Annotated in this window: 19 protein-coding genes and 3 pseudogenes; 11 read left to right on the top strand and 11 right to left on the bottom strand. The window is 70.0% G+C overall.

Annotated features, from left to right (window positions below; genetic code table 11):
* Window positions 1-12 precede the first annotated feature (12 nt).
* On the bottom strand, window positions 13-204 hold the full coding sequence (gene tgmA / locus OG787_RS22005; RefSeq protein ID WP_369036844.1) for a putative ATP-grasp-modified RiPP: 192 nt from the start codon (window positions 202-204) through the stop codon (window positions 13-15).
* Between the two features lie 174 nt (window positions 205-378).
* Here tgmA and OG787_RS22000 point away from each other — a divergent pair.
* Window positions 379-1,036: pseudogene (locus tag OG787_RS22000) on the top strand (MFS transporter); the annotation flags it as partial.
* 30 nt (window positions 1,037-1,066) lie between these two features.
* Here the strand turns inward: OG787_RS22000 and OG787_RS21995 are convergent.
* Entirely contained in the window at window positions 1,067-2,506 is a 1,440-nt protein-coding gene (locus OG787_RS21995; protein ID WP_405536137.1) for a pyridoxal phosphate-dependent decarboxylase family protein, read from the bottom strand.
* 173 nt (window positions 2,507-2,679) lie between these two features.
* Here OG787_RS21995 and OG787_RS21990 point away from each other — a divergent pair, with 173 nt between their 5' ends.
* Window positions 2,680-3,168, top strand: coding sequence for an Lrp/AsnC family transcriptional regulator (locus tag OG787_RS21990; protein ID WP_405536136.1), 489 nt, complete (start codon window positions 2,680-2,682; stop codon window positions 3,166-3,168).
* Between the two features lie 505 nt (window positions 3,169-3,673).
* Here OG787_RS21990 and OG787_RS21985 read toward each other — a convergent pair.
* Complete coding sequence (locus OG787_RS21985) at window positions 3,674-4,081, bottom strand: NUDIX domain-containing protein (RefSeq protein WP_369036847.1); 408 nt, start codon at window positions 4,079-4,081, stop codon at window positions 3,674-3,676.
* 79 nt (window positions 4,082-4,160) lie between these two features.
* Between OG787_RS21985 and OG787_RS21980 the strand changes: the two are divergent.
* Window positions 4,161-4,439: pseudogene (locus OG787_RS21980) on the top strand (UTRA domain-containing protein); the annotation flags it as partial.
* A gap of 261 nt (window positions 4,440-4,700) precedes the next feature.
* On the opposite strand, the gene OG787_RS21975 reads toward OG787_RS21980, so the two are convergent.
* A complete protein-coding gene (locus OG787_RS21975; RefSeq protein ID WP_405536135.1) occupies window positions 4,701-6,149 on the bottom strand; it encodes an MFS transporter in 1,449 nt (482 codons plus the stop codon).
* A gap of 235 nt (window positions 6,150-6,384) precedes the next feature.
* Here OG787_RS21975 and OG787_RS21970 point away from each other — a divergent pair, with 235 nt between their 5' ends.
* Together OG787_RS21970 and OG787_RS21965 are read left to right on the top strand one after the other, a co-directional pair.
* On the top strand, window positions 6,385-7,383 hold the full coding sequence (locus tag OG787_RS21970; RefSeq protein ID WP_405536134.1) for a helix-turn-helix transcriptional regulator: 999 nt from the start codon (window positions 6,385-6,387) through the stop codon (window positions 7,381-7,383).
* Between the two features lie 819 nt (window positions 7,384-8,202).
* Complete coding sequence (locus tag OG787_RS21965; protein ID WP_405536133.1) at window positions 8,203-10,521, top strand: PAS domain S-box protein; 2,319 nt, start codon at window positions 8,203-8,205, stop codon at window positions 10,519-10,521.
* 15 nt (window positions 10,522-10,536) lie between these two features.
* Here OG787_RS21965 and OG787_RS21960 read toward each other — a convergent pair whose 3' ends face one another.
* From OG787_RS21960 to OG787_RS21945, 4 genes are all read right to left on the bottom strand, one after another.
* A complete protein-coding gene (locus tag OG787_RS21960) occupies window positions 10,537-11,250 on the bottom strand; it encodes a hypothetical protein (protein WP_405536132.1) in 714 nt (237 codons plus the stop codon).
* A 204-nt stretch (window positions 11,251-11,454) separates the two neighbouring features.
* Window positions 11,455-11,817, bottom strand: coding sequence for a PA14 domain-containing protein (locus tag OG787_RS21955; protein WP_405536131.1), 363 nt, complete (start codon window positions 11,815-11,817; stop codon window positions 11,455-11,457).
* Between the two features lie 262 nt (window positions 11,818-12,079).
* Window positions 12,080-14,422 (bottom strand): protein translocase subunit SecD, encoded by a 2,343-nt coding sequence (secD, locus tag OG787_RS21950; protein WP_405536130.1) that lies wholly within the window; start codon window positions 14,420-14,422, stop codon window positions 12,080-12,082.
* A gap of 62 nt (window positions 14,423-14,484) precedes the next feature.
* Window positions 14,485-14,889 carry a hypothetical protein gene (locus OG787_RS21945; RefSeq protein ID WP_369036852.1) on the bottom strand — a complete coding sequence of 135 codons (405 nt, stop codon included), beginning with the start codon at window positions 14,887-14,889 and terminating at the stop codon, window positions 14,485-14,487.
* A gap of 198 nt (window positions 14,890-15,087) precedes the next feature.
* Here OG787_RS21945 and OG787_RS21940 point away from each other — a divergent pair.
* A pseudogene (locus OG787_RS21940) lies at window positions 15,088-15,296 on the top strand (site-specific integrase); the annotation flags it as partial.
* A 375-nt stretch (window positions 15,297-15,671) separates the two neighbouring features.
* On the opposite strand, the gene OG787_RS21935 reads toward OG787_RS21940, so the two are convergent.
* Entirely contained in the window at window positions 15,672-15,872 is a 201-nt protein-coding gene (locus tag OG787_RS21935; protein ID WP_405536129.1) for a hypothetical protein, read from the bottom strand.
* 247 nt (window positions 15,873-16,119) lie between these two features.
* On the opposite strand from OG787_RS21935, the gene OG787_RS21930 reads away from it, so the two are divergent.
* Window positions 16,120-16,962, top strand: a complete 843-nt coding sequence (locus OG787_RS21930; RefSeq protein ID WP_405536128.1) for a sigma factor-like helix-turn-helix DNA-binding protein — start codon at window positions 16,120-16,122, stop codon at window positions 16,960-16,962.
* Window positions 16,959-17,705, top strand: a complete 747-nt coding sequence (locus tag OG787_RS21925; protein ID WP_405536127.1) for a SigE family RNA polymerase sigma factor — start codon at window positions 16,959-16,961, stop codon at window positions 17,703-17,705. Before OG787_RS21930 ends, OG787_RS21925 begins: the two co-directional genes overlap by 4 nt.
* A gap of 225 nt (window positions 17,706-17,930) precedes the next feature.
* Here the strand turns inward: OG787_RS21925 and OG787_RS21920 are convergent, their stop codons facing one another.
* Window positions 17,931-18,899 carry an alpha/beta hydrolase gene (locus OG787_RS21920; RefSeq protein ID WP_405536126.1) on the bottom strand — a complete coding sequence of 323 codons (969 nt, stop codon included), beginning with the start codon at window positions 18,897-18,899 and terminating at the stop codon, window positions 17,931-17,933.
* The gene (locus OG787_RS21915; RefSeq protein ID WP_405536125.1) at window positions 18,899-19,807 is read right to left on the bottom strand and encodes a helix-turn-helix domain-containing protein; all 909 of its coding nucleotides are present in this window, start codon (window positions 19,805-19,807) and stop codon (window positions 18,899-18,901) included. Before OG787_RS21915 ends, OG787_RS21920 begins: the two co-directional genes overlap by 1 nt.
* A 459-nt stretch (window positions 19,808-20,266) precedes the next feature.
* Between OG787_RS21915 and OG787_RS21910 the strand changes: the two genes are divergently transcribed.
* From OG787_RS21910 to OG787_RS21900, 3 genes are all read left to right on the top strand, one after another.
* Window positions 20,267-23,044, top strand: a complete 2,778-nt coding sequence (locus tag OG787_RS21910; protein WP_405536124.1) for an AAA family ATPase — start codon at window positions 20,267-20,269, stop codon at window positions 23,042-23,044.
* A 444-nt stretch (window positions 23,045-23,488) separates the two neighbouring features.
* The gene (locus tag OG787_RS21905) at window positions 23,489-24,292 is read left to right on the top strand and encodes an alpha/beta hydrolase (RefSeq protein ID WP_405536123.1); all 804 of its coding nucleotides are present in this window, start codon (window positions 23,489-23,491) and stop codon (window positions 24,290-24,292) included.
* A 132-nt stretch (window positions 24,293-24,424) separates the two neighbouring features.
* Window positions 24,425-25,276 carry an alpha/beta fold hydrolase gene (locus OG787_RS21900; protein ID WP_405536122.1) on the top strand — a complete coding sequence of 284 codons (852 nt, stop codon included), beginning with the start codon at window positions 24,425-24,427 and terminating at the stop codon, window positions 25,274-25,276.

The following is a 25,276-nucleotide window of genomic DNA, read 5'->3' as shown; positions in this document are numbered from 1 at the left end:
GGCTACCGGTCGTCAGTCGTCGAAGTGGGTCTGGGAACCGGCGGTGGAGGTCGTCGTACCGGTCGCCAGGAGCAGGTCCCGGTCGCTGACGGCCGGGCGGCCGTCGGGAAGCACGTTCAGCTGGCGCGAAGCGTCGAAGCGGTACGGCGTCACCACAGGTCGAAGCACCTTCGGGGAGGTGTAGTTGAGGGTGAACGGTCGCACTGGAGACCTCCAAGGTCGCGCTTGCCTGCGTACAGTCCCTTACGCGCTTGTTGCGTAAGGAATTCATCACTTTCTGCCACATCCGGGTGAAGGTCATCACATTGCCTGTCGCCCTCATCGAACTGAGCGCCCCTAACGTCACTGGGCCACCAAGGGTGACGGCATCCTCACTCCTTCAACCCCGGCGGCATCAAGGACCGTCCCGCCCTGCACATGGCCGAACGGGCCCGACCCCGCGGCGACTTGTGCCCGGGATGCCCGATCATCGAGTCGACCGGCGGCACGCTCGGCCTCGGCCTGGCCCTGGCCGCCGTGCGCGCCTGTCTGGCGGCCGACGCGGGGGAGCGCCGCGTCGAGGCGTTCGCCCTCTTCAACGTCTTCTACCAGGCGGGCATCCTGATCGGCCCGCTGGTGGGGATGCTGCTGACCGGCTTCGACTTCCGGATCACCTGCCTCGTCTCGGCGGCGGTCTTCGCGCTGCTGAGCGTCGTACGGATCCGCTCACCGCCCACCCGGCGGGCGGACGACGCGGCGAACGCGAAACGCGACGGGCGCGAGCGCGTACTGGCAACGCCTCTGGAGGTACGACGCTCGGGCGGCGACGGTGAGTTCGGGACCGCGGCTGTCGCGGTGCTCTTCGCGGCCTCGGGTCTGGCCAGGATCTTCGGCCAGACCGGGTGACCGCCTGGTGCAAGGCCCGGCTGGAGCCCGGACAGGCCCTGGCCTGGGGGCTGTTGAGCATGCGCGTGGCCTTCGTGCCGCTGCTCGCGGCGACGCCCTGCCCATACCGGACGAAGGACTGGGGCGCCGGCTGCTCGCCGCCGTCCCGCCGAAGCGACCAGGCATGGGCGGCCGGAGATCGCTACGCGGTGGTGTGGCACTCGGCCTCGGAGGTGATGATCTTCAGTGCCTCGGTGATGCGGTCGCGGTGGGTGCGGTGGGAGACCACGCAGACGCGCAGGGTGTAGCGGCTGTCGACGATCGTGCTGGAGAGCACGATGCGCCGGTGGCCGTTGATTCGCTCCAGCAGGCGGCGGCTCGCCTCGTCGGCCCGGTCGGCGGCGGCCCGGCTGCCGTCGGCGGGGCGGATGCGGAATATCACGGTGGACAGGTCCGGGCGCTGCGGGACCTCCAGCTCCGCGACGCCGGACAGCATGTCGTGGACGTGTTCGGCCAGGTCGAGCTTCTCGTCCAGAGCCTTGCGGAAGGCGTCCACCCCGTGCAGGTGCAGGGGAAGCCAGGCCCGCAGACCGCGGATCTCGTGGGTCAGCTCGGGCCCGAGGTGACCGGAGTCCGGCACGCTCACCGCCGCCCCCATGTCCTGGAGGTAGCTGCCGGTGCCGTCGTGCGCGGCGTGCAGGGCGGTGATGTCGCGGACGACCAGGGCGCCGGAGCCGAACGGCATGAACAGGGTCTTGTGCGGGTCCAGGGTGATCGAGTCGGCCTCCTCGAAACCGGCGAGGCGTTCCTCGCCGCGTGCGGTGAGGCGGAAGAAGCCTCCGTAGGCCGCGTCGATGTGGAACCACACGTCCTCGCGGCGGGCCAGGTCGGCCAGCTGGGGCAGCGGGTCGACGGTGCCGGTGTCGGTGGTGCCGGCGGTGGCCACCAGCAGGAACGGCCGCAGCCCGGCGTTCCGGTCGGCGCGGATCATCGCGGCGGCGGCGTGGGGGTCCATCCGCAGGTCCGGGGCGTGCGGCACGGTACGCACATGGGCGGCGCGGATCCCGGCGAGGCGGGCGGCCTTGGCGACGGAGTGGTGGGCGAAGGCGGTGGTGTAGACGGTGCCGTCGGCGAGATCCTCGCCGAGCCTGTCGTGCCGGGCGGCGACCGTCGCGGAGAAGGTGGCCATCGAGCCGCCGCTGGTCAGCAGGCCGCCGCTGCCCTCCGGTAGCCCGCACACCTCCCGCGCCATCCAGCGGATCACACTCTCCTCAAGCGCGGCGAGAGCCGGGGCGACCGAGGCCAGGCCGCCGTAGCGGTTGACGGCACGGTTGTAGAACTCGGCGAGCGCGGCCGAGTACAGACCGCTCCCCGGGATGTACGCCAGATGGCCGGGCCCAGCCGTCTCCAGAGCGCAGTCGGCGGCGTCGTCCAGGCGCGCGAGCAAAGCCTTCAGGTCACCACCCCGGTCGGGCGGCGGCGCCAGGAAGGACTCCACGAGCTCGGCCTCGGCCCGCGGCGACAGGGGGCTGGTCGCGGGGCGTGCCGGGAGGTTCTCGGTGCGATCGACGACACGGTTCAGGACGAGACGGCCCATCTCGGTCATCGTGGCGCGGTCGGGTTCCAGGGGGAAGGGGTGCATGAGGCGGTCCGAAGGTGGTGAGAAGGGGTACGGAGATGGCAGCGGGACCGGCTTCGCGGCCGCGGCGCGTGACCAGAATGCGCCGCCGAGCCCGGCATACGATGGCGTAGCGAGTGCCTCTACGACGCCACGGTGCAGGATTGTTCGTCGATACAGCCGATACGCTGCATTTCATGCCACGCCCCCTGTACGACCGTATCGACCGGGCGATCCTGGACCACCTCCAGCGCCACGGCCGCACCCCCAACGTCGACCTCGCCGAAGCCGTACGCCTCTCCCCCTCCTCCTGTCTGCGCCGCACCAAGGCGCTGGAGGAGGACGGAGTCCTGGCCGGCTACCGGGCCGATCTGGACCGCGAGCGCCTCGGCCTCGGGCTGACGGTGTTCCTCTCCCTCAAGGTCGAGCACTCCCGCACCACTTCCCAGGTGGTCGAAGAGGCACTGAAGGCGATCGACCACGTGGTCGCCTGCCATGTGGTCTCCGGCGACGCCGACTTCTTCGTCGAGCTGGCCGTGCCGGACCTGCGCACGTTCGAAAGGGTGCTCACCGACCAGATCCTGGCCATCGGTCCCGTTCACGACGCCCGCAGCACCTTCTGCATCCGCACCGTCATCGACCGCGGCCCGCTACCCCTCAACTCCTGGCCCGCCCCGCGTGCATGACCGGACGACACGGCTTCATCGCGGTCTTGCCCTCTCTGCTCGGGCTTCCGCTTCCGGCCTTGCCGCTTCGCGCTCGGCCCCTGTCGCGTGCACGGGGCACCCACCGCGGCGCTGGTCGGCGTCTCCGAGGGCAGCTGTACCTGCTGGACATGCCACGCTCTGTGGACTACCGGCTCGCATGGCCGGGGTGAAACCGTCGAAGCAGGGCTTGCGCAGCCAAGGCTCGGTGCCGTCCTGCAACAAACAAACCCCAGGCCGCTGACCTGGGGTTTCATCATGGAGCGGGTGACGAGAACCGAACTCGCACTCTCAGCTTGGGACGCTGCGGGCATTTGCGGCTACTTGGAGCGTTGACCTGTGTGAACGGCTGTGTGGTGGCCTCTTCGGTCCGGTGCTCGTCCCCCGTGATTCCCCGCTGTTCCCCGCCCGATCTGGTGCGGTTGTGGTGCGGCCGTAACGTAGAAGAAGACCGCAGCAGCGACCGGTAAAGTCCACGGTCACGCGATCAAGAAATCCGCCCGGCCTCGTGGAGCGCGTTGAAGGCCATCTCGTCGACGGCTGAGACTCGGTCCCGGTCGGCGTAGCGGAACCACGCCTTTTCGGCGATCTCCCTCGACGGGGTCAGATCACCGCGGTGATTGGCGGTGTAGCAGATCATCCGGAAGGGGCCGTGATCCGGATGGCCCTCGCCGATCTCGAAGGTACCGAAGTGCACCATGGAACCGGGGTCGATCGCCGTCTGTAGTTCCTCGTCGATCTCCCGCACCAGGGTCTCGCTGTCGGACTCGCCCGGCTCACGATGACCGCCCGGGAAGTAGAAGCGCTCTCTGCCGTGGCTGCGCGTCACCAACACCCGGTCGTCCTGAACCAGGATCCACGCCACCTTCTCCGGCACACCGTTGCCGTTCGTCATGGCTCGGGACCGTATCGCAGGGCATCGTCTGCGTCAGTACCGTCCAGCCTTAGCCACGCTGCTGGCGACGTCCGTATGACTCGAGCGCGGTACCGCGATCGCCGAGCCCAACCCCGGGCCCGGCGGCATCTACGCCCGCCTTGAGGAACTCGGCCATCGGCTCGACCACTTCGAGGAGGAGATCCGCGCCCGGATGCCCGCGCCCGCCGAGGTCAAGACACTGCGGCTGGCCCCAGGCGTGCCCGTCATCCACCTCATCCGCACCGCCTACGACACCGAAGGGCGGGCCGTGGAGGTCTGCGACACCGTCATGGCGGCGGACGCGTACGTGCTGTCGTACCAGCTCCCGGCGACGTGAGCGCATGACGGGAGGTCGTGCGCGGAGATGCTTCTCCGAACTGTGTCAGGGTGATCCACGCGAGCCTGAAGGCCGGGCGAGGTCCACGACCGGTTCGTGCCAGCGCTTCACAGACCCCGCCTGCCAACTGCCGCCGTGCGCCCACACCAGCCAGCCGTACGGGTTCGGGCCGCGCCGGCCGACCTCCTCGCACCGTGGGTCGTCGAGGCGTACGGAGGCCGGGGACCGTAGACCGGCGCCCGGGGTCCGTACCGCCCGTCGTCAGTGCCCGCTCGACCGGGCGCCGCACAGGAACAGGGCGCTGGTGAGGGTGCCGACGAGCACGATGGCGGCGTTCACCGCGATCGCGACCTTCAGACCGCCAAGGACAGCGGAGGCTCCGCTGCCGGTCATGGCGGCGGTGGTGACGGCGCTCATGATCGGCGTACCCATGGTGATGCCGACCTGCTGGGTCATGGTGGCGAGGCCGGTGGCCAGGCCCTGTTCGTGATCCGCGAGCCCCGACGTGGCGGTGACCATGAAGCCCACGATCACGAGCATGTTTCCGACCCCGCCGGCGAAGGTGGCGACCAGTAGCAGCCACATCCACGAGCGGTCGTCGCCGAGGCCGAGCAGGGCCAGGGTGAACACGGTCTGCAGGATGCCGCCGACGATCAGGGTCTGCCTGGTGCCGATCTTCCCGATGACCCGCGGGGCCGTGGAGCCGCCCACGACCGTTCCGATGCCCAGTACGCCGAAGGACAGTCCGGCGGCGAGCGGGGAGAAGCCGAGCACTTCCTGGAGGTAGAGGGTCAGCAGGAAGACCAGCGAGGTTTCGGTGAGGAACGCGATCAGACCGGCGACGTTGCCCCAGGCCACGGAGCGTTTGCCGAGCACGCTGAGCGGCACGAGCGGCGCGGACACCTTGCGCTCGACGGCGTAGAACACGAACAGCAGTGCCACGCCCGCCGCCAGCGGCAGCAGCGCGTCCGCCGAACCCCAGCCCTTCTCGCCGGCCTGGGTGAGGCCGAAGACGATGGCCAGCAGGCCGAGGGTGACGCTGATGGCGCCGGGCAGGTCCAGCTTCGGGCGCTCGTCGGGACGGGACTCCTTGATGACCGTCGGGGCGATGATCAGCACGGCGAGGGCGACGGGCACGTTGACGAAGAACGCCCAGCGCCACGACAGCAGGTCGGTCAACAGTCCGCCGAGGACGGCTCCGGTGGTGAACCCGGCGGACATCAACGCCCCGTTGAGGCCGAGTGCCTTCTCGCGCAGCGGACCCTCCGGGAACGAGGTCGTCAGGAGCGACAGTCCGGCCGGGGTGACGGCGGCGGTGGCCAGACCCTGGCAGACGCGGGCCGCGATCAGTACCTCCGGGCTCTGCGCCAGGCCGCCCACGAGCGAGGCCGCGCCAAGGAGGACGAGGCCGCCGAGAAACAGCCGGCGACGGCCGAACAGGTCCGCGACCCGGCCGAAGAGCAGGGTGAGGCCGGCAGCGCACAGAGCGAACGAGGTGGCGATCCACTGAAGGTGCCCGAGCGAGAAGCCCAGGCTCTCACCGATCACCGGCAGCGCCACGTTCAGGATCGAGAAGTCCACGGCCAGCATGAACTGGGAGGCGAGCATCAGCACCAGGACGAGCCGGAGCCGGGGTGTAAGCACGGTTGGTGCTGGGCCGACGGCGGTGCCGGAGGCGGTACCGGCCGCCTCCGCATCAGTGACAGACATGACGTCGAGTCCCTTTCTTCTCACGCGCGGCTACGGCTACGCCTGCTACGCCTGCTACGGCTACGGAGAAGAGGCTCGCTGTTGCCCGGACGGCCAGCCAGAACCCTGTCCCGCACAGCCGACGGGAGGGTAGTCATCACAGGACCACCCTCACGGCCCCCGCCTTCTGGACGGGCGGGCATCATGGGAAGTCAGTGGCCACGGCCTGTCGCACTCCGCCGACCTGGAGGCATGGATGGACGCCCGGTCCGAGTTGGGAGACTTCCTCAAGTCCCGCCGCGCCGCGCTCCGCCCCGAGGACGTCGGCATCACCCCGCCCCCGAATCGCCGCCGCGTCACCGGCCTCCGCCGCGAGGAACTGTCGATGCTCGCGGGCGTCAGCATCACCCACTACACCCGCCTCGAACAGGGGCGTGCGCCCAACGCCTCCGACGGCGTGCTGGAGTCGATCGCCCGCACCCTGCGCTTGTCCGACGACGAGACGGCCCATCTGAAGGACCTCGCCCGCCCCGCCGTCGCCTCGTCCCGGCCGACTCCGCCCCGGGTGGCACATGCCAGTGCCTCGGCCCGGCAACTGCTGACGGCCATGAGCGACGTACCGGCCCTCGTCCTGGACCGGCACAACGACGTCCTCGCCTGGAACCGGACAGGGCACGCTCTGCTCGCCGGACACCTGGCGCCCGAGAGCCCCGACACGTCGGCCACCCGCCCCAACCTGACCCGGATGCTCTTTCTGGACGAGCAGTACCAGGAGTTGTTCACGAACTGGAACGAGGAGGCCCAACTCGGCGTGGCCTCCCTGCGCCTGGTCGCGGGCCGCCACCCCCACGACCGTTGCCTCGCGGAACTCATCGGCCAACTCACCATGAACTGCGACGAGTTCGCGTCCCGCTGGGCCCGACACCCGGTACGCACCTGCACGTCCGGGGTGAAGCACCTGCGTCATCCGATGGTCGGCCCGATGGACCTCAGCTTCGAGAACCTCGTCATCCCCGGCGCTTCCGGCCAGCGCCTCATCGCTTACACGGCCGAGCCCGGCTCACCGTCGGAGGCGGCCCTGCGACTCCTCGGCAGCGCGACGGCTCCGATGGTGGAGGACCCGACCGCGGTACGGCGCCGACACGAGGTCCAGCAGTGCATGCCTGCCGTCCAGGAGATCTGCGGCGGGCCGTCCGCACAGAGGGCACGCCACCCCCGAACCGGACGAGACAACAAACACCCCCCAGGCCGCTGACCTGGGGGCGATTTCTGGAGCGGGTGACGAGAATCGAACTCGCACTCTCAGCTCGGGAAGCTACGGTGCGTGGGCGGCTGGATACCTCCTGACCTGGGCATGTGCGGCCGGGCGTGGTGCTCGAAGGCGCAGGATCGCACCGCTGTTGACCGTCGTTGACCGGTCTTATGGGCACGCTGTGGGCATGCCGTCCGATCGGAGTCGCCCAGAGCCCCTCTCAGCGGCTGAGGTGTTGCCGAGCCCTGGACGCGAGCCCTGGACGCGCGAGCGCTGGGCGGAAGGACGCCATCGCGGGAGCGTACGAAGGAGGGTTCGGCGGCGGCCGAACAACTCGGGGCGGAAAGGCTCCGGTGATGCGGGCCTGCTCCGGGCCGACACCGCCGAGGCGGTGGAACGGGCCGACTTCGGGGAGGGAGCCGAGAAGGGGTGTCGGTCGTCCGGGTGCGTGAATGCCATGAAGCACACCCGGGGCAGTAGGCGCTTGCCCAGGTCCGCCGCATTGCCGGCGGCGGTTGATTCACCCGTCGCCGACACGCATCTCCTGATACCCCCTGCACCGCTGGCCGCGAGCCCGCCGCCGCGCCTGCCGGATCACGTGGGCGGATACTCACCCCGTCCCCGACTTCCGGATCAATGCGGGGTGTCGGCCTGGGGCTGTCGCATTGTTTCTCTGGTTTTCGCCAGACAGGGGTGGTGTCCGGTCGCAAGCTGGCGAGTACGGACGTCGCGGGGCCAGTAAGCGGCAGACCGGGGCGGGCATGGCCGGGATGCGCTGGGATGACTTGATTCACCGCAACCCGCAAGTCAGTTGGGGCCGCCATGAGCGAGACGATCACGTCAGGGTCGACCGACGAGGCGGGAGCTGCCCTGGGAGGTCGCCGCCCAGGCGACACCCCGGGCCACGCAAACGAGCCCGGAGCGGCCGAGGACCGGTTCCGGGGACTGCTGGAAGCGGCCCCCGACGCGATGGTGATCGTGGACGACACCGGAACCATCAGGCTCGTCAACGCCCAGACGGAGACCCTGTTCGGCTACCGGCGTGAAGAGCTTCTCGGTCACCCCGTCGAGATCCTCATCCCTGGCCGGTTCCGCGCCCATCACGCCTCGCACCGCGACGGATACGCCACCACCCGGCAGGTGCGGCCCATGGGAGCGGGGCTGGAACTGCACGGACTGCGCAAGGACGGCACCGAGTTCCCCGTCGAGATCAGCCTCAGCCCGCTGGAGACCGCCGACGGACTCCTCGTCTCCGCCGCCGTACGGGACGTCAGTGAACGCAAGGCCGCCGAAGAAAGGTTCCGGGCACTGCTGGAGGCGGCCCCGGACGCGATGGTGATCGTGGACGACACCGGGATCATCAGGCTCGTCAACGCCCAGACCGAGGCCCTCTTCGGCTACCGACGGGACGAACTCCTCGGCCGCCCGGTGGAGTTGCTGGTGCCCGACCGGTTCCAGGCCAACCACACCCGGCATCGCGACGGATACGCCACCAACCGCCAGGTGCGGCCCATGGGAGCGGGGCTGGCACTGCACGGACTGCGCAAGGACGGCACCGAGTTCCCCGTCGAGATCAGCCTCAGCCCGCTGGAGACCGCCGACGGACTCCTCGTCTCCGCCGCCGTACGGGACGTCAGCGAGCGCAAGGCCGCCGAAGCCCGTATCAACGAACTCGCCGCCCTGGTCGAGTCGTCCCAGGACGCGATCCTCGCCAAGACTCTCGACGGCCGCATCACGTACTGGAACGCCGCCGCGCAGCGGCTGTACGGCTACTCGGCCGAAGAAGCCATCGGACGGCACGTGTCCATACTGGCTTCGCCGGAGCGCAAGGACGAGGTCGTCATGCTGCTGGAGCGACTGCGGCAGGGCGAGAAGGTCGAGCACTTCGAAACGCTGCGCGTCACCAGCACCGGCGCCGCGCTCGACGTCGACGTCACCCTGTGGCCGACCCGGGACACCGCCGGGACGGTCATCGGCGCCTGCGCCATCATCCGCGACATCAGCGACCGCAAGCGCGCCGAGGCCGAACTCACCGAGTTGTACCGGCAGCAGCAACACATCGCCCTCACCCTGCAGCGCAGCCTCATGGGTACTCCCCCGGCCATCCCAGGCCTGGCAGCCGCCAGCCGTTACCGGCCCGCCACCCAGGGCGCCGGCGTGGGCGGCGACTGGTTCGATCTGGTCCCGCTCGGCGCCGGCCGGGTCGGCGTCCTCATCGGCGACGTCATGGGCCGGGGCCTGGAAGCGGCGTCCGTCATGGGCCAGTTGCGGTCCGCCGCGCATGCCCTGGCCAAGACCGGCATGCAGCCCCGCCAGCTCATGCAGGCTCTGGACGCGGTCGTCGCCGACCTGAATGTCCCCGACCAGTTGGTCACCTGCTGCTACCTGGTCATCGCCTCGGACGCCAGCTCCGTCACCCTGTGCTCGGCCGGCCACCTGCCCACCCTCGTCGCCGCTCCCGGCGACGGAGTACGCAGGCTTCTCGCGCCGGTGAACGCGCCCCTTGGCGTCGGCGGCATCCTCTACCAGCAGTCCAGCGGGGACATCCCGCCCGGAGCCACTCTCGTGCTGTACACAGACGGCCTGGTCGAAACCCCCGGCAGCGACATCGAGGACGAGATCGACAAGCTCACCACGGCTCTCGACGACGCGTTCACCCGTACCAACGGCCTCGCCGCCGCCGCCGATCACGTCCTTGCCGCGCTGCTGCCCGACGCCGAGGGGCACGACGACGACGTCACCCTGCTGCTGGCCCAGCTCCCCGCCGCCCCGCTGGACACCGCCCGTACGGAACTCCCGGCCACCGCCTCCGCGGTGTCCGTGGGTCGCGCCTTCCTGAGCGAGGCCCTCGCCGCCTGGGACTGCCTCCAACAGACCGACGACGCGAGACTGCTGGTCTCAGAGATCCTCACCAACGCCGTCCAGCACGCGCAGGGCCCTCTCGTGCTCCACCTGCGTCGCACTGTCACCGAACTCGCCGTCGAGATCAGCGACCTCAGTCCGCACCTGCCCCAGCCACGGCTGGCCGCGCACGACGAGGAGTCCGGACGGGGTCTCATCCTCGTCGACACCCTCGCCGACAGCTGGGGTGTCCGCCCGGACGAACGTGGGAAGACCACCTGGTTCACCCTCCGCCTGTGACCGGCAGGAAGCCCTTCAACCCGTAGGGGAACGGTTCGGCGGCTCGGACGGAGGCCGGGACTGTTCGCCGACAGGAGGAGCGCCCACACCGCGGAAGAGTCGGTACGTGTCCCATCGGATGGCGAAAGTGTTCCCGGGCTGCGTCCACCGCAGGAGGACCTTGTTGTCTCCTTGGTAGGTGCCGCTGACGTCGGCGGCCCGCGGATACCAGAAGGCGCTGGTGTAGCCCTCGTCACCGTCCCGGGCGGGCGCGGTGTTGCCGGCGGCGTCGTAGACCTCGACGCGGTAGAAGACGGAGACGCCTAGGGCGGGTACGTAGTCGGTGAGAGAGGTGTCCTTCGTGGCGGCGACTTCGGTCCAGGCCCCGTTACCGAGCTGGCGCAGTATCCGGTAGCGCGCGGCATCCGCGACGGGTTGCCAGGTGACGACGTAGCTTTCCCGTGCAGGGTCCGTACCCATGGCAACGGTCGGGATCACGCGCGAGGGCGGGGTCTTGTCGACGGTGGCGACGGCTTGGTCGGCGCTCCCGGCGGAGGTGTTACCGGCTTTGTCGTAGGCGCGGACCTCGTAGTAGAAGGTCTGGCCCGTTGCGGGCGGGGCGTCGTTGTAGCCGGTGGCGGTAGTGGTCCCTACCCGGGTCCAGACGCTGGTGCCCTGTGGCCGCCGGTACACCTGGTAGCCGGCGAGATCCATCTCCTTGTTCTTCGCCCAGGTGACAGTCGCCTTCAACGTGCCGGCGCTATAGGTGGCGGTGGCGGTGGCGCCGGCCGGGGTCAGCGGTCTGATCTTGTCGACGGTGGCCGATGTGCGCGGCGCATAGCCGAGCTTGACGTTGGCCGAACCGGTCCAGTTGGCGTAGTCGACGCGCAGGGTGTGCTTGCCGGCCGGAATCGTGACGTTGACGGACTTCTTCCGGGTCGTCGAGACGTTCTTCTAGAGGTCGATCTTGCGTTTGCCGTCGACGTACACGCGTATACCGTCCTGTGCCTCGGCGGCGAGGGCGAAAGGCCCGCCCGACCCGAAGTCACGGGTGACCGTCCAGCGGACGGAGAAGTCGTTGGACGGAAGTCCGGTAGCGGGCGCGCCATTCTTCCAGGACTCGTTGATCATCGAGTCGCAGTCGGTCTTCCTCGGTGTACCGGACAGAGTGGTGTTCGCGAAGAACTGGCGCTTGAACACCGGAGACGTACAAGAGACAGCGGCCGACGCCGGGGTGGTGGTGAGCAGGCCGCCCGCCGTGGCTGCACCCAGCGCGACGGATATCGATCTCAGCCGGGCGTTCCTACGAGTCTTCACTTGGTGGAGGACCCCTTCAGGCGCTGGCTCGGACCACCGCATTGAGCAGGAGCCCAGCAGACGGACGACGTGTGCGAGGTGCGGGGGAAAGCGTATGCGGAGGAAAGCACGAGGATGAGCCGATTTCCTGCCGAACGGACCATGGGCGGCCGGGATTTGCGACGGCCTTATTTTCCGCGACCTGAGGAGAGGCGACTCGCGTCACCGGCCCCCGACGCCGAGGGTTCCCCCGTCCTCCCGGCCCGCCGGAGCCGACGCGCCCTCACACCACAGCGCCTGAATCCCGCGACCGCCCGCGTCGCTCCAGCGGACTGCGCGCCCCGCTGTTCTCGCTGCGCTTGGGGCGCGCCGGCGGCGCTGGGCGGCTGCCCTCAAGCTGCACGGCGATCGGCACGGCGGTGAACACCGTCGACGCCATACCGATGACCACGCCGGCGATCAGTGCCACGGAGAAGTCCGCGAGCGAGTCACCGCCGAGCACGGCCAGGGCTGCCAGGATGAACAGCGCGCCCATACCGGTGTTCACAGTGCGCGGCAGCGTCTGGATGACGGCCTTGTTCGCGGTGGTTTCCAGGTCCGCCGCCGGATCGCGGCGGCGCGCCTCGCGCACCCGGTCGAAGACGACGACGGTGTCATTGACGGAGTACCCGATGACCGTGAGCAGGGCCGCCAGGAAGACGCTGTCGACGGGCCTGCCGAGCCAGGCGAACAGGCCCACCACAAGCAGCACGTCGTGCACCATGGCCGACACCGCCGCGACGGCGAACGTCCACCGGAACCGCACGCTGAGGTAGATCAGCTGGGTCGCGACGGCGATGCCGAGCGCGATGAGCGCGTGCCGGCGCAGCTCGTCGCCGAGGCTCGGGCCGATCAGCTCGTCCCGCTCGACGGTGACCTCGCCGCCCTCCTTCGCCAGCGCCGTTGTGATCGTGTGCTGCTGGTCGTTGCTCAGCTCACCGGTGCGTACCGAGATGTTCCCGTCCCCCGACTCCTGCACCACCGCGCGCGGGAACCCGGCGTCCGTGACCGCCGTACGTGCCGCGTCCACGTCCACGGGCCTGCTGGTGCTGTACTCCACCAGGCGCCCGCCGGTGAACTCCACCCCGAACTCCAGGCCGCGCAGGCCGATTCCGGCGACCGCAACCACGATCAGCAGCGCGCTGACGCCGAGCCGGCGGCGCCGGTGGTGCACCAGGCGGGGTTTGCGGCGCGCGAGCCAGGCACGCACCCGGCCGGTGGAGGTGATCCCGGTCAGGCCGGGCCGGCCCCGCACGTAGCGGCGCCGGATCGCGAAGTCGGCGAGGACCCGGGTGATCACCAGGGCCGAGATCATCGAGACGAGGACACCGATGGAGAGCGTGATGCCGAAGCCCTTGACGGGTCCGGTGGCGAAGAAGAAGAGCAGCCCGGCCGCGAGCAGCGTGGTCACATTCGAGTCGACGACCGCACTCCATGCCTTGCTGAAGCCGATGCTCAGCGGCTTGTCCAGGTGTGCCGAGGCCGACTTCAGGGCGCGGACTCCCAGATACTCCTCGCGGGCACGCTCGAAGACCAGCACGTTCGCGTCCACCGCCATGCCGATCGCCAGGACGAAACCGGCGAGTCCGGGCAGTGTCAGGGTCGCGCCCAGGGCGACCAGTACGGCGTAGGAGATCAGCCCGTACAGCGCGAGCGCGATGGTGGCCAGGGCACCGAGCAGCCGGTAGACGACGATGATGAACAGCCCCGTCAGGGCGAGCCCGATGATCGCGGCCTGGGTGCTGGCGGCGATGGCGTCGGCACCGAGCGTGGGGCCGACGGTGCGCTGCTCCACGACCTCTACGGGCACCGGCAGCGCACCGCCCTTGACGAGCGCGGCCAGATCGCGGGCCTCTTCCCGGTCGAAGCCGCCGGTGATCTGCGTGGAGCCGCCGGAGATGCCGACCTTGCACGCCACATCCGCGTTGACGCCGGGCGCTGAGAGGACCTTGCCGTCCAGGACGATGGCGACGCGCCGCTCGGGGGAGCCCTGCGGGGCACAGGCCGCCGCCCCGGTGACCCGTGCCCAGTCCTTGCCTGCCTGCCCGCGGAAGGTGAGGCTGACCATCCAGCCCGACATCTTCTGCTGGTCGAGCACGGCCTCGGCGTCACTGACGCCCTCGCCGGTGAGGACGGTGGGCCCGAGCTTGAGGAACGCCTCCTTCTGGTCGGGGTCGGCCAGGGTGCGCGAGCCGTCCCTGGCCGGCTTCCCCTTGTTCTCGTCCTGCTGGTCCGTCGCGCCCTGCACCGGGTGGACGGTCAACTGAGCGGTGCGGCCGATGACTTCGGCGGCCTCGCGCGGGTCCTGTACGCCGGGCAGCTCGACGAAGATCCGCTGCTGTCCGGACCGGTACAGGCTCGGCTCGGACACGCCGAGCGCGTCGACCCGCTGGCGGAGCACCTCCAGGGCCCGCTGGGTCGATTCGGCATTGGCCTTGACCACGGGTGAGTCCCTGGTCTCCAGGACGATCTGGGTGCCGCCGCGCAGGTCGAGGCCGAGGCGGGCGGACTGGGTGAGAGCGAAGAAGAGCGAGGCGGCGATCACACCTAGGGCGACGATCGCCCGCCACATGGGCGCGCGAGACATGAGTTCTCCACGATGGGCAGGCAGACGGAGTCGACGTCTGCCCCGGGCGCGGAGGCGAACGGTCAGGCGTCGATACGGACTTCGGTGCTCCATCGGGACGGCGGGCCGCGTGGGCGATACGCGTGGGCGCCCCGGCTCGCTCCTGCGGCCGCGACCGCCACGGCCACGGCGGGACCGCCGACAGCGCGGTGCGGGGCTGCGTCCCCGGCGCCAGGACCTAGGAAAGGGTGGAACGGGTTCGACACGGCGTCGGCGTGGCCGAGCACGGGGCGTGCCACGGTGACGGGTCGCTGCGTGTCGGCGGTCGCGGACGCCTGCGCTGTTGCCGCCGCGACCGTGCCCGTCGAGGACGGACGGGACGCCGGCGTCGACTTCGCCGACACCGGCAGGAGAAAGGCCAGGACCGCGAGCAGCGCGGAGAGCACGACGGCGGCCGGGCGCGTGGGGTGTGCGCGGTGCTGCTGCACGCCTCTTGCCCCCCGGCCAAGTCGTCGTACGGAATCAGCAGTTGAGCGCTGTGAGCCGACGGCTCGGCTCGTCCGGCCGTCAGTGACATGAACGCCGTCGGGCGCCCGGAGGTTCCCGACTCACCGCAGGAAGGTTGCGGCCGGCGGGATGCGTATCGAGCCATTGCTTCCGGACCGGGTCCCGCAGCGGGGCTGGTGACACCCTCTACCCGCTCGGGCGCCACCCTCACGCACACGATGGTTCGCGCGGGCAGGTCCTCCGAGACCGCCGCGCTGACCTATCAGCACTCCGACGAGAACGGCAACACGAGGTCGCGGCCGGCTTTGACGACTTGGTGCACACCGAGCATGCGAAGCGCCGCAAGGACGACCCAGCGCAGCACAACGAGGAGGCTGCCGAGAGGTAATGGTGCGGTTGTGGTGCACACCTAGCCCACCGGTCTAGACAACAAAAAACCCCCGGGCCTCTGACCTGGGGGTTTCGCATGGAGCGGGTGACGAGAATCGAACTCGCACTCTCAGCTTGGGAAGCGACGGCGCTTGACCGGGGACATGGCTTCTGACCTGGGTGTACAGCGCTTTCGGTGCAGCTTCACGGAGTGGTTTCGCACCGCTGTTTACCGTGGTTGTCCGGTCTTATGGGCACGGCTTGGGCACGGGACGCATCCAGGGCCCCGATCGCGGTCGCCGCCAAGTCCGAAGCATCGTGCCGCGTCCTGCTTCATCGGGCGGCCGGAACCGGGCATTGCAGTCGCGATGGAGAGGGGCAGGTGCGTGCCGGTTCAGTTGATGATGCTGTGGAAGAAGAGCACGGCCATGGCGCCGGAGCCGCACCCTGCCATGGCGCAGGTGGCGAGGTCGTTGCCGGCGAAGAACGTGAGGATCCCTGCACCGACACCGCTCAGTACTCCCAGGAGCAGGATGACAGCGGCCCGCAGCGTCAGCAGTGGGGTGCCGGAAGGATCGCGGTCGGCTGGGTTCACGGTGTGGTTCTCCATAGGTGGCGGCTGAGGTCTCGACGGGGCAGATGGGTCACGAGGGGCGCTCCTCGACGCCCTGTTGTTCGAGCTATAGGGACTCCGGTGGGGCGGGTGTGACGCCGTTTTTCAAGGTGGCCAAGATTTTTTTGGAATTCGCGTCACAGCCGGGCAACCGCCTGCCCTACAAGTGGAGTAGCTGGCTGCGGTGTCGCGGAGGGGACCGCGTAGCGACACCGCGCAGGGAGGTCGGATGAGGAGCGAGGCGTCCGGCAGCGTGTCGCGTCGCCAGCCTCAACTGGTCATGGATCCGACGACGTCGTCCGCTTCGATGGCGCTGGCCGATGTCATCCCCGGAGGCACCCTCAACCTCGAAAGTCTGACGGGGAGTTCCCCCGACCAGACCTCACGTCTCCTGGCCGATCGCGAACTGTTCGCCGAGCTCAAGAGCGACGGCTTCGTCGGCGTGCGGTACGAGATCTTCTGCAATGAACTGGCAGCGTACGGGCGGCCAGTGATGCGCCGATGGCTCATCACCGGCGAGATCTACCGGCGTTGCGCTGAACGCAACCGTCCTGTCAAAGGATGGGAGGAACTGCGCGAACTACTCCGGGAAGACATGGACGCGCGGGAGCAGTTGGCACACGACGCTGTCGCGGCCGGCTTGCAGCACTTCCACCGGCACGCGCTGAACGGTGGACGCTGGGACCCGGAAGGCGGCGCCTCGCTGAGGAGCTACTTCGTCGGAGCGATCATCCTGGTCTTCAAGGACACGCATGCCCGGTGGGCCCGTGAGTACCAACACCGTCAGAGAGAGGTACTGGGAGGGACCGGTGCCGACATCGACACCTGGCTTCCGCTAGAGGAGGTCGGTGCCGACGTGGAGGGGGATGTCGTCGGCGAAGACATTGTGGCCGAATTCCTCAGCACCTTGGAGGAGACGAACAGGCGGATTGTCGAGCTGCGGATCGAGGGCCACGGACCTGCCGAGATCGCGTCGAGGCTTGCTTTGCCCGCGGACCGTGTGAGAGCACGCCTGTACCGCTTGCGCCGTGCCTTGCGTGGAAACCAATTGTGGGAGGAGGTCCAGCCATGACCGCAGTGCGACGTCGCCTGGACCCTGGGCTGGTGGACCGCGCAGAGGAGAGCGCCCGGCAGAGCTCGGACGCCGAAGACGCACAGCTCACCCGCACCGGCATTCGGCAGATCCAGGCTGCCGACGGCGACTGGAGCGCGCTTCCGGAAGACAGCCCTGGGCACCGGACGGGCCGGTTTCTGGATGCCTTGGACCGCTCCTCCGTCGGCAGTCGTGAAGTGCGTACGCACCAGAACCTGGACGTCTCGCCGGAGCGTGCCACGGACGCGCTCGTCAACTTGTATCGGAGCCACTACCGCTCTCTGGTAACGCTTGCGGCTCTCCTCCTCGACGACACCACCTCTTGTGAGGACGTCGTTCAAGAGGCGTTCATTCGGGTGCACTCCGGTAACAGGCGGACGCGTGACCCGGAGAAGGTCCTCACACAACTGCGGCAGACGGTTGTGAACCTTTCGCGCTCGGTACTGCGCCGACGCCTCCTCGGCCTGAAGCTGCTGTCCAAGCCGATGCCTGACATGGCGAGCGCCGAGGAAGGCGCATATGACCAGTTGGAGCGAGATTCGCTCATCAGGGCGATGAAGTCCCTTCAGCGCAGGCAGCGGGAGGTCTTGGTGCTGTGCTACTTCGTCGATATGACGGAGGCCCAGGTCGCGGAGACGCTGGGCATCAGCCTCGGAGCGGTCAAGGCGTACAGATCCCGCGGGATCGCCAGCCTGCGCGTGGCCATGGAGAGCCCGGCCTAGTCCGGTTGCTCAGGCGAGATGGTTCGCCGCTTTATCCCGCTGGTGGGGCGACGCCCGACATGCCCGGATGGGGTCACCAACACGCTTTCTGAATATTCGTCTGGGGTTCGGGAGGGATCAGGAGGGTCCTGATCTGCGGTGGAGTGGAGTTAGGGGCAGATGACGGACGGCGCTGGACGGGGATGAATGCGTATGAGCGACTCTCCGTGACCGGACAGCCTTTGCTCAGCTCGCTGGCGGGCGGAGATCCGACCGTGAGGGGTCCGTGTGCAGGGCTGTACGCAGGACGGAGGCGGCCTGGTTGATGGCGGCGTCGGCGGCGTGGGTGCCGCGCATGGCGTCGAGCATGACGAAGCCGTTGGTGACGCCGGCGTAGCGGACGGAGAGAACGGGGACCCCGGCGGTGCGCAGGGCGCCGGCGTACGCTTCGCCCTCGTCGCGCAGGCAGTCGGCTTCGGCGGTGATGACGGTGGCGGGTGGCAGTTGGGCCAGTTCGTCCGGGCTGGTGCGCAGTGGTGCGGCGACGGGGTCGAGGCGGGCGTCCGGGTCGGGGCAGTACTGGTCCCAGAAGTCGCGGTATCCCTGGGCGCGCAGAGCGTAGCCGACGGCGAACTGCTGGTAGGAGTCAGTCTCGAAGGCCGTGTCGGTGGCCGGGTAGAACAGCAGCTGGTGGGCGAAGTCGACGTCTCCCCGGCGGGCGGCGAGCAGGGTGAGCCCGCAGGCGATGGTGGCGCCCATCTGGTCCCCTCCGACAGCCAGGGGGGCCTGGGTCTGCTTGGTCAGCCAGGTGGCGACCTTCCAGCACTCCTCCAGAGCCGTGGGGAACTTGGCCTCTGGGGCAAGGCTGTACTCGGGGAAAGCGACGGCGACGTGTGCGCCGACGGCGAGTTCGCGGACCAGGCGGTCGTGGGTGGCGGCGCTGCCCATGACCCAGCCGCCGCCGTGGACGAACAGCAGGGTCGGCAGCGGGCCGGTCACCCCTGGTGGGCGGACCATACGGACGGGGACGTCGTCGACGAGCAGCCATTCCTCCTCCACGTCGGGGCGTGGGGTGGGGCGGGCCTGGAGTTCGTCGAGCATGCGGCGCTTCTCCGAGGGCGGCACCGTGTACAGGTAGGGGATGACCTCGCCGGCCTCCACAAACGCCTGGGCCTCGGGCTCGAGGGGGAGGTCCAGCGGGTTGGCATTGCTCATCAGCGCCATGCCTTCGCGGCCAGCTGCCACTGTCTCGGTGTCATGCCGTAAGCCTCCCGGAAGACGCGGCTGAAGTGCGATGCGCTGACGAACCCCCAGGTGTAGGCCAGGTCGCGGACGCTGGTGTCGCGCGGGTCGTACTTGGCCAGCTCCAGGCGGCAGCGTTCCAGGCGGGCGCGCAGGATGAAGCGGGCCACCGTGGTGTCCTCGCCGGCGAATACCTTGTGCAGGTAGCGCAGTGAGACGTGGTGGGCGGTGGCGATCAGTTCCGGCGTGAGGTCGGGGCGGTCGAGGTGGGCGAGGATGAACGCCTTCACGCGCAGGACGAAGGTGTGGCGGGCGGCGTCGTCGCTGGGCATTTCGCGCAGGGCTTCGCCGACCAGGGTGGTCAGGATGTCGGTGACCTCGCCGACAAGCTTGTCGCGGGTCTGCGGGTGCAGCCGGGCGCCCTGGTGGGACAGTCGGGTCAGGAACGGGACGAGGAACGCCGACAGGGCGTGGTTCTGCCGCAGCGGGGTGCCGGTCAGCCGGGTCAGGTCCGTTTCCGACAGGCCGAGCGCGGACTTGGGGAACAGAAAGACCCGGGTGACGAACGCGGTCGGGGTCTCGATGTCGTAGGGGCGGGCGGAGTCGATCAGGGTGAAGTCGCCCTGTTCCAGGAACACCTCCCGGCCGTTCTGTTCCAGTCGGCTGCGGCCGGAGTCGAGGAAGGCCAACTGCAGGTTTTCGCCGGGGTCTTCGGCGATGTGCCGCCAGGTGCGGCGGGCTACGAACGGGCGTCCCTGCGGCTGGGTGACCACCAGGATGTGGGCGAATTGTTCGAAGCGGGGTTCGGGCCACGATGGTGGCAGCGGATCGTTCGTCTCCCGCCGGTCCAACAGCGGCAGCGTGGCGGTCGGCTCTTCCATGCCTCCGGCTCCTGTCCCGACTGGGCCGACGCCACCGTAGCGTGACCCCTGCCGCACGGTGGCGGCGTTTCCGGCATCTCACCGCACAGGGCAGGTGACGGCGCCGGTGGGAGCGGGCGTCGCCATCGCCCGCCGGCATCGGCGGCGGCGCTGCGGATTCCCCAGTCTCCATCACAGCACCGGTTCGGCAGGCGGATTGCCTGTGCGTGCACGGGTATCGCCGCGGACGGGCAGACGTCCGGTTGTGCTGCTTACGGTGAGAAGGCACCCGCCAAGGTTCCGGACTCTCTTCCTGCAAGGGTGCATCGCGCGCTGCCGCCGACGCCAGCGCCGCCCACGACTTCTGCGCGAGACGTGGCCCACCGGCCCGGGGCACTGCGGCCGGGTTTGCGGCTCGTCGCCGATGCACGAGCGGCCGGACGGGGCCTGAGGGTGAAAGGGGCGGGCACGGTGGTGGGGGTGGACTCGATCCAGGCGTCCGCGTGGGGCGCGTCGAAGAACACAGCGGTCGAACTGGTCGGCCGAGACAGTGAATTGGCCCTGCTCGGACAGTGTCTCACCGCGCAGTACGCCGACGAAGGGACAGCCGTCCTGCTGGTCGCCGAGGCGGGCATCGGCAAGACCGCGTTGCTGGACGCGACGACCGCTCACGCCGCGCGGGCCGGGATGCGAATCCTGCGGGTGCGCGGCACCCAGGGGGAGGCCGACCTCGCCTTCGCCGGCCTGCACCAGCTGCTGCGGCCGGTCCTCTCCCGCGCCCATGCCCTGCCTCCGCGGCAGAAGCACGCGCTGGAGGCGGCGTTCGGCCTGGAGGACGACGAACAGGCCCACACCCCCGACAGGCTGCTGCTGGGCCTGGCCACCCTCACCCTGCTGTCCGACCTCGCCACCGAGACGCCCCTGCTGATCGTGGTCGACGACGCGCACTGGGTCGACTCCGGCTCGCTCGACGCCCTGTCGTTCCTTGCACGCCGGTTGGACGGTGAAGCCATCGGCATCCTCGCCGCGTGCCGACCCGAGGTCCTGCCGGAGTCCCTCGGCCAGGCCATGCGCGCCCTCGCCCTGGCCCCGCTGGACGAACCGGCCGCCCATACGCTGCTCGACGCCCAGCCCACCCCTCCCGCGGGACGCCACCGCGCCCGCATCCTGGAGTATGCGAACGGAAATCCGCTCGCCCTCGTCGAACTGGCCCGCTGCACCGATCCCGAGCAGCTCGGCGCGGCCCCGTTGCCGATCAACCGCCGCCTGGAGGGCCTGTACGCGGCCCAGCTCGCCATGCTGCCGCCCACCACCCGCAACGTGCTGCTGATCGCCGCAGCCGCCGACGCCCCGGACCTGTCCATCGTCCTGGGCGTCGAACCCGACGCCGCCGATCCGGTGACCTGGCAGCCTGCCGAACAGGCGGACCTGATCCACATCAGCGGCAGCACCATCACCTTCCGCCATCCACTGATCCGGTCGGCGGTCTACCAGGCGGCGAGCCAGCCTGAACGCCGGCAGGCCCATCTGACCCTGGCCGAAGCCCTCAGCCAGGACTTCGACCGCAGGGCCTGGCACCTCGCGGCGGCGGCCTTCGGCCCCGACGACGACGCCGCGACGGCCCTGGAAAAGACCGCCGAACGGGCCGTCGGCCGGGGAGCGACGGAATCCGCCGCAGCCGCCCTGGAACGTGCCGCGGCCCTGAGCACCACCGCTGTTCAGCAGGCGGAACGGCTGATCAAGGCCGCCAACGTCCTGGCCGTCGACGACCATGTCGAACGTGCCGAGCGGCTCGCCGCCCGCGCCGCCGGCACCTCCGTGGACGAGGGCCTGCGCCGGCAGGCCGAGATGCTGCGCGGCTGGGCACTGTCGGCCGGCCTGCGCCAGGGCGAAGCCTTCACCCACCTGATGGCCACCGCCCGGTCCCTCACCAAGGCCGCCCCTGAAGCCGCCCTGCAAGCACTCGCCGTCGGCGCCGCCGTCGCGAACCACGCCGGAGACGACACCTTCCGTCGAGAGGTCGACGCGGCACTGGACCGCATGCCCCACGCCTGCGGGTTACCTCGGCTGTGGGTGCGCACGGCCATCGATCCACTGGCCAGCCGCGCCGACGCGCTGGCCGCCGTCCGCGAAGCCCTCGCCCCCCGCCCGCCGGGCAGCCCCCCGCACAGTCCGAGAGAGCGGATCTGGCTGTCCGGGATGGCCTGGCTGCTCGACGAGACCGCCGCCGCACTTCACTTCGGCCGCAACTGCAACCCGCTGGCCCGCGACCGGCCGGAGTTCCGCAACCGCCAGATGGCCCTCACCTACGGCTGGGCCAGCCTCGAACACGGCTGGTGGCTCCAGACCCGCGCCGTCGTCGACGAAGCCACCGCTGCCGCGGCCACCCGGCCCCTTGGCCGCGCCGAGGTGTACGTGATGACGCTGGAGGCCACCTTGTGCGCCCTGCAGGGCGACACCGACCGGGCCCACCACCTCGCAGGACAGGTCTTCGACCTCACCGGCGACGAGGTGGTGAACCAGATCCGGGCACGCACCCACTGGGCCGTCGGCCTCGCCTTCGCCGCAACCGACGACCACGCCGCCGCCTTCACCTCACTACGCCGCCTGTTCCGCCCCGACCGCACCCCCCTGCATTTCCACGCCTCCCCCTACTCCGTCGCCGACCTCGCCCAGGCCGCCGTACGAAGCGGCCACACCGATGATGCGCGCGTCATCCTCACCAACCTGCTGGACACCCTCCCCCGTTCGCGCTCCGCCCGGCTCGACGGACGCCTTCTGCACGCCCAGGCACTCCTCGACGACACCGGCCGCGCCGACGACCTCTTCCGTTCGGCCCTGGCCGGCGACCGACTCGCGCCCTGGCCCTTCGAGTGCGCCCAGACCCACCTCGCCCACGGTCGATGGCTGCGCCGCAACGGCCGTATCAACGACGCCCGCGCCCCCCTCACCCACGCTCTGGAGATCTTCCAGCGGCTGGGCGCCACACCCTGGACCAGCCGCACCGCCACCGAACTGCGTGCCGCCGGCGTCACTTGCGACACCCCGGCAGTCCACGCGCTGGGCGAACTGTCCGCACAACAGCAGCAGATCGTCCACCTGGCCGCCCAGGGCATGACCAACCGGGAAATCGGCGAGCGCCTCTTCCTCTCACCCCGCACCGTCAGCCACCACCTGTACCGGGTGTTCCCCAAGCTCGGCATCGCCTCCCGCCACCAACTCCGTGACCTCGTCGGGGACGACAGCTCCGCCGACTGACGTTCCGACACCTCCGCAGGGGGACTCGACGGCCGCTGCGCGGTTGCGGTACGTGTGTTCAGCCTGCCCGCGGGACAGGTCGCGCAGACCCGAAGCGGACCCTGCCGGCTGACCGGCGGCCGGTTCTCCGTACCGGCCGGCAGCGGGCGAGCGCCGTACCGACACGCGGCCCGGAGTGTGAGCTGCCCTGGCTGATGATGCGCTGCTCAGGGTCGGTGCGGCGGCCGTGTCGTACGCCTCCCGGGCGGTCGATCCGAGGGGACGTCCCTGGTCAGGCGGTGTCTGTCCGTGCAGAAACAGTCACGTGACAGACGCGGGCTGCGGGCCGCTCGTTCCAGGCTGTGAGGGTCCGGTCGGAGAAGTGAAGCGGGACGGGTCCGCTCGTGCCGGCCGGTCGGCGCGACCGGTTCCCCTTCCGCTGTTCTGAAGACGAGGAGGGCTCTCATGGCCCCCAGTACGGTGCCCGTGGTGCTCATCCACGGGCTGTGGATCCACCCGGCGAGCTGGCAGAGCTGGATCGAACTCCTGGAGGAGGCCGGCTACGACCCGATCGCGCCGGGCTGGCCAGGTGTGGCCGACACCCCGGAGGAGACCCGGGCGCACCCGGCGGCCACCGCCGGTTTCGGGATCACCGACATCGCCGACCACTATGCCCGCATCATCGCCGACCTGCCGGTGAAGCCCGTGGTGATCGGGCATTCCTTCGGCGGCCTGATCGCACAGAACCTGCTGGGCAGGGAGCTGGTCGGGGCCGCGGTCGCGATCGACCCGGCGCCCGTCAAGGGCGTGCTGCCGGTCCCGGTCTCCACGCTGCGCTCGTCGTTCGTGGCGCTGGGCAATCCGGGCAACCGGTCCAAGGCCGTCTCGCTGAACGCCAAGCAGTTCCGCTACGCGTTCGGCAACGCCCTGCCCGCCGACGAGTCGGACGACCTGTACGCACGCTGGGCCGTCCCGGGACCGGCCCGGCCGCTGTTCGAGGCCGCGTTCGCCAACTTCAGCCCGTCGTCGCCCGCGAAGGTCGCCACCACCAACAGCGCGCGCGGCCCGCTGCTGCTCGTCTCCGGGGGCAAGGACCACATCGTGCCCCCGGCAGTGGTGCGGTCGGCGGCGAAGCAGTACCGGCACTCGACGGCAGTGACGGAGATCCGTGAGTTCCCCGACCGGGGCCACTCCCTGACCCTCGACCACGGCTGGCGCGAGGTCGCGGACTCGGCCGTGGCCTGGCTGGACAAGAACCGCCCCGCCTGACGTTCCCGGGCGCGGCCCACCGCGACGGCCGCGCCGCGATGCGGCTCGGCGGCGACCTCGCGAAGGCGCCGACCGAGACCGCCGTACGCCCTTGCTCGCACCCACTGTGCTGACCTGATCCGGAGGAAACACGTGTCCGTCCCTTCTTCCCCTTCCCGGCGCTCGGCGCTGGCGTTCGCCGCCGCGGTGACGGCCGGCGCGGCCATGGCGGTCACTCCGCCGGCCGACGCGGTCGCCGCCACCCGCTCCACCGGCGGCGGAAACCGGCCGACGATCGTGCTGGTCCACGGCGCGTGGGCCGACGCGTCCGGCTGGAGCACGGTGGCAGGTCACCTTCAGGACGCCGGATACCCGGTGATCGCCCCCGCCGTCCCGCTCAGAGGGCTCTCCTCGGACGCCGCCTACCTCGGCAAGCTGCTTGAGGTGACACCGGGTCCGCTGGTGCTGGTCGGCCACTCCTACGGCGGCGCGGTCATCACCCAGGCCGCCGCCGGCAACGACCGTGTGCGGGCGCTGGTGTACGTGGCCGCCTTCATCCCCGACGCCGGTGAGAGCGCGGCGGCGCTCGCGGCGAAGTTCCCCGGCTCGCACCTGAGTGACGACCCGACCGCGCCGATCCCGACCGCGCTGCAGCCGGTGCCCTACGACGGCGGCATCGACCTGTACCTCAAGGCCGAGAAGTTCCGCGACGTCTTCCTCAGCAACCGGCTGTCGACACAGCGCGCCGCCGTGCTCGCGGCCACACAGCGTCCGGCGAGCACGATCGCGCTGGGCGAGCCCGCGCAGGCAGCTGCCTGGAAGGCCGTACCGTCCTACGCGCTCGTCGCCCGCGCGGACCACACCATCCCGCCCGCCGCCGAACGCTTCATGGCCACCCGTGCCGGTGCGCACACCGTGGAGGCCGACGCCCCGCACGCCGTCCACCTCACCCACCCCGAGACCGTCGTCCGGCTCATCCGCCGCGCAGTGAAGGAGACCAGCTGA

The organism is Streptomyces sp. NBC_00075, from assembly GCF_045041225.1.
Lineage (GTDB): Bacteria > Actinomycetota > Actinomycetes > Streptomycetales > Streptomycetaceae > Streptomyces > Streptomyces adonidis.
This window is presented reverse-complemented; position numbering and strand designations above follow the sequence as displayed.

Coding starts and splice junctions, on each gene's coding strand:
- OG787_RS21995 (WP_405536137.1), bottom strand. CDS start 2,506: ATGCACCCCTTCCCCCTGGAACCCGACCGCGCCACGATGACCGAGATG.
- OG787_RS21990 (WP_405536136.1), top strand. CDS start 2,680: ATGCCACGCCCCCTGTACGACCGTATCGACCGGGCGATCCTGGACCAC.
- OG787_RS21985 (WP_369036847.1), bottom strand. CDS start 4,081: ATGACGAACGGCAACGGTGTGCCGGAGAAGGTGGCGTGGATCCTGGTT.
- OG787_RS21975 (WP_405536135.1), bottom strand. CDS start 6,149: ATGTCTGTCACTGATGCGGAGGCGGCCGGTACCGCCTCCGGCACCGCC.
- OG787_RS21970 (WP_405536134.1), top strand. CDS start 6,385: ATGGACGCCCGGTCCGAGTTGGGAGACTTCCTCAAGTCCCGCCGCGCC.
- OG787_RS21965 (WP_405536133.1), top strand. CDS start 8,203: ATGAGCGAGACGATCACGTCAGGGTCGACCGACGAGGCGGGAGCTGCC.
- secD (WP_405536130.1), bottom strand. CDS start 14,422: ATGTCTCGCGCGCCCATGTGGCGGGCGATCGTCGCCCTAGGTGTGATC.
- OG787_RS21930 (WP_405536128.1), top strand. CDS start 16,120: ATGAGGAGCGAGGCGTCCGGCAGCGTGTCGCGTCGCCAGCCTCAACTG.
- OG787_RS21925 (WP_405536127.1), top strand. CDS start 16,959: ATGACCGCAGTGCGACGTCGCCTGGACCCTGGGCTGGTGGACCGCGCA.
- OG787_RS21920 (WP_405536126.1), bottom strand. CDS start 18,899: ATGAGCAATGCCAACCCGCTGGACCTCCCCCTCGAGCCCGAGGCCCAG.
- OG787_RS21915 (WP_405536125.1), bottom strand. CDS start 19,807: ATGGAAGAGCCGACCGCCACGCTGCCGCTGTTGGACCGGCGGGAGACG.
- OG787_RS21905 (WP_405536123.1), top strand. CDS start 23,489: ATGGCCCCCAGTACGGTGCCCGTGGTGCTCATCCACGGGCTGTGGATC.